The sequence below is a fragment of the Streptomyces sp. NPDC048197 genome, from assembly GCF_043202395.1.
GTDB classification, from domain to species: Bacteria; Actinomycetota; Actinomycetes; order Streptomycetales; family Streptomycetaceae; genus Streptomyces; species Streptomyces siderophoricus.
Map to the genome: position 1 here is coordinate 537,076 of NZ_JBIDAJ010000002.1, position 8,252 is coordinate 545,327.

At 70.6% G+C, this 8,252-nt stretch carries 5 protein-coding genes; 4 read left to right on the top strand and 1 reads right to left on the bottom strand.

The genetic code is table 11. The features are described 5' to 3' along the window. The first annotated feature begins 2 nt into the window (after nt 1-2). From ACGF4C_RS05305 to ACGF4C_RS05315, 3 genes are all read left to right on the top strand, one after another. Nucleotides 3-2,390, top strand: a complete 2,388-nt coding sequence (locus ACGF4C_RS05305) for a xanthine dehydrogenase family protein molybdopterin-binding subunit (RefSeq protein WP_393563421.1) — start codon at nt 3-5, stop codon at nt 2,388-2,390. A gap of 245 nt (nt 2,391-2,635) precedes the next feature. Further along, the gene (locus ACGF4C_RS05310) at nt 2,636-4,123 is read left to right on the top strand and encodes an NCS2 family permease (RefSeq protein WP_393563423.1); all 1,488 of its coding nucleotides are present in this window, start codon (nt 2,636-2,638) and stop codon (nt 4,121-4,123) included. Nucleotides 4,124-4,165: 42 nt separating this feature from the next. Further along, the gene (locus ACGF4C_RS05315; protein WP_393563424.1) at nt 4,166-5,347 is read left to right on the top strand and encodes an XdhC family protein; all 1,182 of its coding nucleotides are present in this window, start codon (nt 4,166-4,168) and stop codon (nt 5,345-5,347) included. A gap of 842 nt (nt 5,348-6,189) precedes the next feature. Here ACGF4C_RS05315 and ACGF4C_RS05320 read toward each other — a convergent pair. Beyond that, complete coding sequence (locus tag ACGF4C_RS05320; protein ID WP_393563426.1) at nt 6,190-7,116, bottom strand: LysR substrate-binding domain-containing protein; 927 nt, start codon at nt 7,114-7,116, stop codon at nt 6,190-6,192. Nucleotides 7,117-7,193: 77 nt separating this feature from the next. On the opposite strand from ACGF4C_RS05320, the gene ACGF4C_RS05325 reads away from it, so the two are divergent. Next, nucleotides 7,194-7,733 (top strand): GNAT family N-acetyltransferase, encoded by a 540-nt coding sequence (locus ACGF4C_RS05325; protein ID WP_393563427.1) that lies wholly within the window; start codon nt 7,194-7,196, stop codon nt 7,731-7,733. The last annotated feature ends 519 nt before the right edge of the window (nt 7,734-8,252 follow it).

The following is an 8,252-nucleotide window of genomic DNA, read 5'->3' on the forward strand; positions in this document are numbered from 1 at the left end:
TCATGGCTGGCACCACTACGGGCATCCCCGCCAACGTCACCCAAGGCTCACAGACGAAGGGCGGCGTCGGTGAGTCGATGCTGCGCCCCGACGGCACCCTGAAGGTCACCGGCGAATTCGCCTACTCCTCGGACATGTGGCACGAGGAGATGCTCTGGGGCCAGGCCCTGCGCTCCACGGTCGCGCACGCCGAGATCGTGTCCATCGACACCTCCGAGGCCCTGGCCCTGCCGGGCGTCTACGCCGTCCTGACGGCCGACGACCTGCCGGCCGCGAAGAACTACGGCATGGAGTACCAGGACACCCCCGTCCTCGCCTACGGCAAGGTCCGCCACCACGGCGAGCCGGTCGCCCTCGTGGCCGCGGACCACCCCGAGACCGCGCGCCGCGCCGCCGCGAAGATCAAGATCGAGTACAAGGAGCTCCCGGTCATCACGGACGAGGCGTCCGCGACCGCTCCCGACGCGATCCTGGTCCACGAGAACCGCGGCGACCACCACGCCGGGCACGTCCCGCACCCGAACATCGTGCACCGCCAGCCGATCATCCGCGGCAACGCCGCGGAGGCCGCCAAAAAGGCCGACGTGATCGTCAAGGGCGAGTACACCTTCGGCATGCAGGACCAGGCCTTCCTCGGCCCGGAGTCCGGCCTCGCGGTGCCCGCCGAGGACGGCGGCGTCGACCTGTACGTGGCCACCCAGTGGCTGCACTCGGACCTCAAGCAGATCGCCCCCTGCCTCGGCCTGCCCGAGGAGAAGGTCCGCATGACGATGGCCGGCGTCGGCGGCGCGTTCGGCGGCCGCGAGGACATCTCGATGCAGATCCTCGCCTCCGTCCTCGCCCTGCGCACGGGCAAGCCGGTGAAGATGGTCTACAACCGGTACGAGTCCTTCTTCGGCCACGTCCACCGGCACCCCGCGAAGCTCTACTACGAGCACGGCGCCACCAAGGACGGCAAGATCACGCACATGAAGTGCAAGATCGTCCTGGACGGCGGTGCCTACATGTCGTCGACCCCCTCGGTCGTCGGCAACGCCTCGTCCCTCTCGGTCGGTCCGTACGTCATCGACGACGTGGAGATCGAGGCGATCGGCCTCTACACCAACAACCCGCCCTGCGGCGCCATGCGCGGCTTCGGCGCGGTCCAGGCATGCTTCGCGTACGAAGCCCAAATGGACAAGCTGGCGGCGAAGTTGGGCATGGACCCGGTGGAGTTCCGGCAGAAGAACGCGATGGAGCAGGGCACCATCATGCCGACCGGCCAGCCGGTCGACTCGCCCGCTCCCGTCGCCGAGCTGCTGCGCCGGGTCAAGGCCCGCCCCATGCCGCCGGAGCGCCAGTGGGAATCCAGCGAGGGCGCCGACGTCCGCGCGCTGCCCGGCGGTCTGTCCAACACCACGCACGGCGAGGGCGTCGTCCGCGGTGTCGGCTACGCCGTCGGCATCAAGAACGTCGGCTTCTCCGAGGGCTTCGACGACTACTCGACCGCGAAGATTCGCATCGAGGTCATCAACGGCGAGGCCGTGGCCACCGTCCACACCGCCGCGGCGGAGGTCGGCCAGGGCGGCGTCACCATCCACGCGCAGATCGCCCGCACCGAACTCGGCGTCCAGCAGGTCACCATCGCCCCCGCGGACACCCAGGTGGGCTCGGCGGGGTCCACCTCCGCGGGCCGTCAGACCTACATGACCGGCGGCGCCATCAAGAACTCCTGCGAGATCGTCCGCGAGAAGGTCCTGGAGATCGGCCGGCGCAAGTTCGGCTCGTACCACCCGGCGTGGGCCACCGCCGAACTCCTCCTGGAGGGCGGCAAGGTCGTCACCGATGGTGGCGAGGCCCTCGCCACCATCGTGGACGTCCTGGAGGACGAGGCCGTGGAGGTCGAGGAGGAGTTCCGCCACCGCCCCACCGAGGCCTTCGACCTGCGGACAGGACAGGGCAACGGCCACGTCCAGTACGCCTTCGCCGCACACCGCGCGGTCGTCGAGGTCGACACCGAGCTCGGCCTCGTCAAGGTGATCGAACTGGCCTGCGCCCAGGACGTCGGCAAGGCGGTCAACCCGCTCTCCGTCATCGGCCAGATCCAGGGCGGAACCACCCAGGGCCTGGGCGTCGCGGTGATGGAAGAGATCATCGTCGACCCGAAGACCGCGAAGGTGAAGAACCCCTCCTTCACGGACTACCTGCTCCCGACCATCCTCGACACCCCCACCATCCCGGTCGACTACCTGGAGCTCGCCGACCCGCACGCGCCCTACGGTGTGCGCGGCATCGGCGAGGCCCCCACCCTCTCCTCGACCCCTGCGGTCCTCGCGGCGATCCGCGCGGCCACGGGTCTGGAGCTCAACAAGACGCCGGTGCGCCCGGAGCACCTCACCGGCACACAGTGAGCCGTCCGGGGGCGCTGCTCCCGGACCCCGGCCTCCGGGCGGTACGCGACAAGGGGTGTCCCTGTCCGTCCTCCTCCGCGCACCGCCCGGAGCCTCCCCCCTCGCACCACCGCAGTCGCTGCTGCCTCGTACGCAGTCAGTACCCCACGTTCGCCTCGGGCCGTCCCCCGGGTCGTGCAGCCGAAGATCCATCCCAAATCTCGCCACTTCGCGAGTGCCCCTTTGAACCTTGGGAGCAAGGCACCATGACCCAGCAGTCCACTGAGCCGAGGACCACGGCGGAAGAGGCGGGCGACGGCTCGCGCCAGCCCGCCGGCCGGTCCTGGCTCGACCGGTACTTCCACATATCCGAGAGAGGGTCGACGGTCGGCCGGGAGGTGCGTGGCGGCGTCACCACCTTCATGGCGATGGCGTACATCATCCTCCTGAACCCGGTGATCCTGACCACCACGAAGGACATCACCGGAGCCACCCTCAACGCCGACCAGGTGACCACGGCAACCGCGCTGGCCGCCGCCGTCACCACGATCGTCATGGGGTTCCTCGGCAACGTCCCGCTCGCCCTGGCCGCCGGCCTGAGCGTGTCCGCCGTGATGTCCTTCCAGGTCGCCCCGCAGATGACCTGGGACAACGCCTGGGCGATGTGCATCATTTACGGTGCCGTGATCGTCCTGCTGGTCGTCACCGGCGCACGGGAACTGATCATGAACGCGATCCCGTTGCCGCTCAAGCACGCCATCACCATGGGCATCGGCCTGTTCGTCTGCCTCATCGGCCTGGTCCAGGCGGGCTTCGTCACCTCCATGCCCGGCCCGGGCGGTCTCGCCGGCGCCAAGCCGATCCAGCTCGGCACCGCCGACATGCTCACCGGCTGGCCCGTGCTCTGCTTCGCCTTCACCGTCCTGCTGATCTTCCTGCTGCAGGTCCGCAAGGTGCCCGGCGCCATCCTCATCGGCATCGTCGGCGGCACGCTCTTCTCCGCGATCGTCCACCAGCTCGCCGGGCTGACCGTCAAGGACTGGGGCGGCCGCAACGCACCCGTCATCTCCGGATCCATCGTCGACACCCCCGACTTCGGACTGCTGGGCCACGTCTCCTTCAGCGGCCTGGGCAACGTCGGCGGCATCACCGTCGGCGTCATCGTCTTCACCCTCGTCCTGGCGGGCTTCTTCGACGCCATGGGCACCATCATCGGCATCGGCCAGCAGGCCAACCTCGCCGACAAGGACGGCAAGATGGCCGGGCTGAACAAGGCCCTGGCCATCGACGGTGCGGGCGGAATCGTCGGCGGACTCACCGGCGCCTCCGGCCAGACCGTGTTCGTCGAATCCACCGCGGGCGTCGGCGACGGCGCACGGACCGGCTTCGCCAGCGTCATCACCGGTCTCGGCTTCGCGCTCTGCCTCTTCTTCACCCCGTTGGCCCAGGTCATCCCCACCCAGGTCGCCGCCGCCGCACTGGTGGTCATCGGCTCGATGATGCTGACCAACGCCAAGCACATCAACTGGGACGACCCGGCGACCTCCATCCCGGTGTTCCTGACGACGGTCCTCATGCCGTTCACGTACTCCATCACCGCGGGCATCGCCGCCGGCGTCCTCGCCCACGTCGCCATCAAGGCCGTGCAGGGCAAGTGGCGCGAGCCCGGCTGGCTGATGTGGGTGCTCTCCCTGGTGTTCCTGGCCTACTTCTCGCTCAACCCGATCGAGAACTGGCTGGGCGTACACCACTGATCCGCCCGCATCCACCCATCCGTTATCCGTAAGGAGACCGACATGCTGGACATCGCCGACGAGCTGCACCGGTGGGTCGAGCAGGGCCGTGAATTCGCGGTGGCCACCGTCGTGGCCACCAACGGCAGCGCGCCCCGCCAACCAGGAGCCGCCCTCGCGGTGGACGGCGACGGCACGGCGATCGGTTCGGTCTCCGGCGGATGCGTGGAGGGTGCGGTCTACGAACTGTGCCAAGAAGCGCTGCGGACCGGCCAACCGGTACTGGAGCGCTTCGGGTACAGCGACGAGGACGCCTTCGCCGTGGGCCTGACCTGCGGCGGCATCATCGACATCCTCGTCCAGCCGATCCGGACGGGCGCCCCGCGCTCCGCACCGGGCGGAGCCGCGGGGGAGTGGGTGGACAGCACTGCCGACACGCTCGCCGCCGGGCTGGCCGCCGCTGCCGCCGGGGAGGCGGCGGCGGTCGCCCGGATCATCGAGGGCCCCGCCGAACTCCTCGGCCGGGCACTGCTCGTGCGCCCCGACGGCACCCATGAGGGCACCCTCGGCGGCCACCCCGCCCTCGACCGCACCGCCGTCGAGGAGACCCGCGCCCTGCTCGACGCGGGCCGCACCACGACGATGGAGATCGGGGCGGACGGCTCGCAGTGCGGCCGGCCGGTCGTCCTCCTCGTCGAATCCTCCGTCCCCGTCCCCCGCATGATCGTCTTCGGGGCCATCGACTTCGCCTCCGCCCTGGTCAGGGTCGGCAAATTCCTCAACTACCACGTCACCGTCTGCGACGCCCGCCCCGTCTTCGCGACCCGCACCCGCTTCCCCGACGCCGACGAGATCGTCGTCGACTGGCCGCACCGCTACCTCGACTCCCAGGAACTCGACGGCCGCACGGTGCTGTGCGTCCTCACCCATGACGCCAAGTTCGACGTGCCGCTCCTGGAACGCGCGCTGAAACTCCCCGTCGCCTACGTCGGCGCGATGGGCTCGCGCCGCACCCACCTGGACCGCCTCCAGCGACTGCGCGACGTCGGCCTGACCGAACTCGAACTCAACCGCCTGCGCTCACCGATCGGCCTCGACCTCGGGGCACGCACCCCCGAGGAGACCGCACTCTCGATCGCCGCCGAAATCGTCGCCAACCGCCGCGGCGGCACGGGTGCGCCGCTGACCGGCGCACACACCCCGATCCACCATGATGTGGCGGCTCGGCTCGACTTTGTGGCTTAGGGCGTACGTGGTTGGCTGCGGCGGCGCGGGTGTGGGTCGCCGTTGTGCGCTTTGCGGCGCCCCCGCACGGAGCCCGCCGTCCCGCCGCGGGGCGTCTCGCCGTTGCGCTTTGCGGCGCCGGGTACGTAGTTGTCTGCGGCGGCGCGGGTGTTGTTCGCCGTTGCGCCTGCGGCGGGCTGGGTGGGTGTTGGGTGCGGTGACGGACCTGCGGGGCCGGTGTTTGGGACTGCTGTCGCTTTACGTCCCAAACACCGGCCCCTCCGGCCCGTCCCCTCCCGTTGGGGGAGTGTGCGGGTGAGTGGGGGCGCGCGTCGTCGAGGACGCACCCGGTGTCGTGAGGTCTCGGGAATACCTCGCCCCGCCCGTTGGGTTGTGGCCCCGCAGGGGGCCCTCGCGACCCTTACGGGATCTGTTCGACCGTCCCCTACGGGTCCGCAGGCCCCCTTGTACCCCCAACGCCCGCCCCCACCGTCCTCTTCCCACTCCCCCAACGGGAGGGGACAGACCGGAGGACGAAGTCTGTAGGGCTGGCACCGCACCCAACACCCACCCAGCCCGCCGCAGGCGCAACGGCGAACAACACCCGCGGCGGGACGGCTGAGTACGTACGGGGCGCCGCAAAGCGCACAACGGCAAGCCCCGCGGCGGGACAGACGGGTACGTGGGGTTACTTTCCGGCGGCGTCCACGAACGCATCAGTGATCTGCCGGACCAGCTCCCGCTTCAGCTCGACAGGGTCGTTTGTGACGGTTTCGTCGACGTGCCCTCAGAGCATCGCTACGGCTCGCGCGGCCAAGAAGTGGCTCGCGCCCGCAGCGATCACGGATCGAGATCGGACGGGCTCAGGCGGCGGGCCACACCCCGCCGCCGCCCGCCTCCGCGCAGGCCCGCAGCAGCGGCTCCAGCCCGGCCGGCGGATCGCTGCGGCGCACCGCGAGATGGGTGGTGAGTTCCATGCCCGGGTTGCGGAACGGCAGGAAGGCCACCCGGGGCGTATGGAGCCGGTCCGCGTGCGAGGCGTAGACGACGGTCCACAGCCCGTCCGCCGGGCCGGCGGCGCCGATCGCGGTCAAGGTGTCGTCGAGCGAGCCGTACCGAGGGCCGGGCACGGGGGCAAAACCGGCGTCATGACATGCGTTGACCACGAGGTCGACCAGGGCGCGGTTGTTGCGCCGCTCGGTCAGCAGCAGCGGCACGGGGGCGAGTTCGGTCAGCGCGACCGTGCCGGGCGAGGCGGCGAGCGGATGCCGGGCCGGGACGGCCGCCACCAGCGGGTCCTGCCACAGCGGGAGGAACCTCAGCCCGTCCCGGCCGCCGTCGTCCGGCTCACCGCGGAGGAACGCCGCGGCCAACTCGCCCGAGACCACCCGGTCGAGCCGCTCCGGGGCCCGCGCCGAAACCAGCTCCACCCCGATCTCCGGGGCGAGCCCGGCCAGCGCGTCCAGCACCCGGTCCAGATGCGCGCCCAGGCCCGTGCTCGTACCCAGGCGCAGGGTGCGGGACCGGCCGGCGGTCAGCTCGGCGACGACTGCGCGGGCGCGCTCCTCGGCCGCCAGCAGCGCCTGAGCCTCCGGCAGGAACCGCGCACCGACGGCCGTCAGCCGCACCTGGTGCGCCGAGCGGTCGAACAGCTCGGTCCCCAGCTCCCGTTCCAGTCGCCGGACCTGCTGACTCACCGCCGACTGCACGATGTGCAGCCGCTCGGCCGCCCGCCCGAAGTGCAGCTCCTGTGCGACCGTGACGAAATACCGCACCTGGCGCAGCTCCACGTCGTCCCCCTTCCGACCGGCTCCCCCACCGGTCGATTTCAGTTGCCGCACCGTCCGCGGCCCGCCATCATCCCGTCATGATCGACCCCACCGCACTTTCGGAGAAGCCGGTGCTCACGGGCGAGCGGATCCGGCTGGTGCCGCTCACGCTCCGCCACGCGGACGCCTTCCACGCCACCTTCCTCGACCCCGAGATACGCCGGCTGACCGGCACCCACCGCGACTGGACGCTGCCCGAACTGCAGGACTGGTGCGCAGCCGCCGCCGGGCGCGCCGACCGTCTCGACCTCGCCATCGAGGACCGGGAGACCGGCGGCTACCTCGGTGAACTGGCGCTGAGCCAGATCGACAAGGACAACGCCCACGGCAGCTTCCGTATTTCCCTCGCCGCCGACGCCACCGGCCGCGGCATCGGCCCCGAGGCGATCCGCCTCCTCCTGGCCTACGCCTTCGACCGGGTGGGCCTGCACCGCGTCGAGCTGGAGGTCTTCCCGTACAACCCGCGTGCGCAACGCGCCTACGAGAAGTGCGGCTTCGAGGTGGAGGGCCGATTGCGCGACGCGCTGCACTGGGACGGCGAATGGCACGACGTCTTGATCATGGCAGCCATCGCGTGACCGCTTTGCGGTGCCTCCCACGTACCTGGCTTTCCCGCCGTGCCGCTGCGCTTTGCGGCGCCCCGTACGTACTTGGCTTTCCCGTCGCGGGGCTTGGTCGCCGTTGCGCTTTGCGGCGCCCCCTACGTACTCGTCTTTCCCGCCGCGGGTGTTGTTCGCCGTTGCGCCTGCGGCGGGCTGGGTTGTTGTTGGGTGCGGTGCCAGCCCTACAGACTTCGTCCTCCGGTTTGTCCCCTCCCGTTGGGGGAGTGGGAAGAGGGCGGTGGGGCTGGGCGTTAGGGGTACAAGGGGGCCTTGGGACCCGTAGGGGTCGGTCGAACAGAACCCGTAAGGGTCGCGAGGGCCCCCTGCGGGGCCACAACCCAACGGGCGAGGGTCGGTATTCCCGCTGACCGGCGACGTCAGGTGTACGCGCCACAACGCACGCCCCCACTTACCCGCACACTCCCCCAACGGGAGGGGACGGGCCGGAGGGGCCGGTGTTTGGGACGTAAAGCGTCAGCAGTCCCAAACACCGGC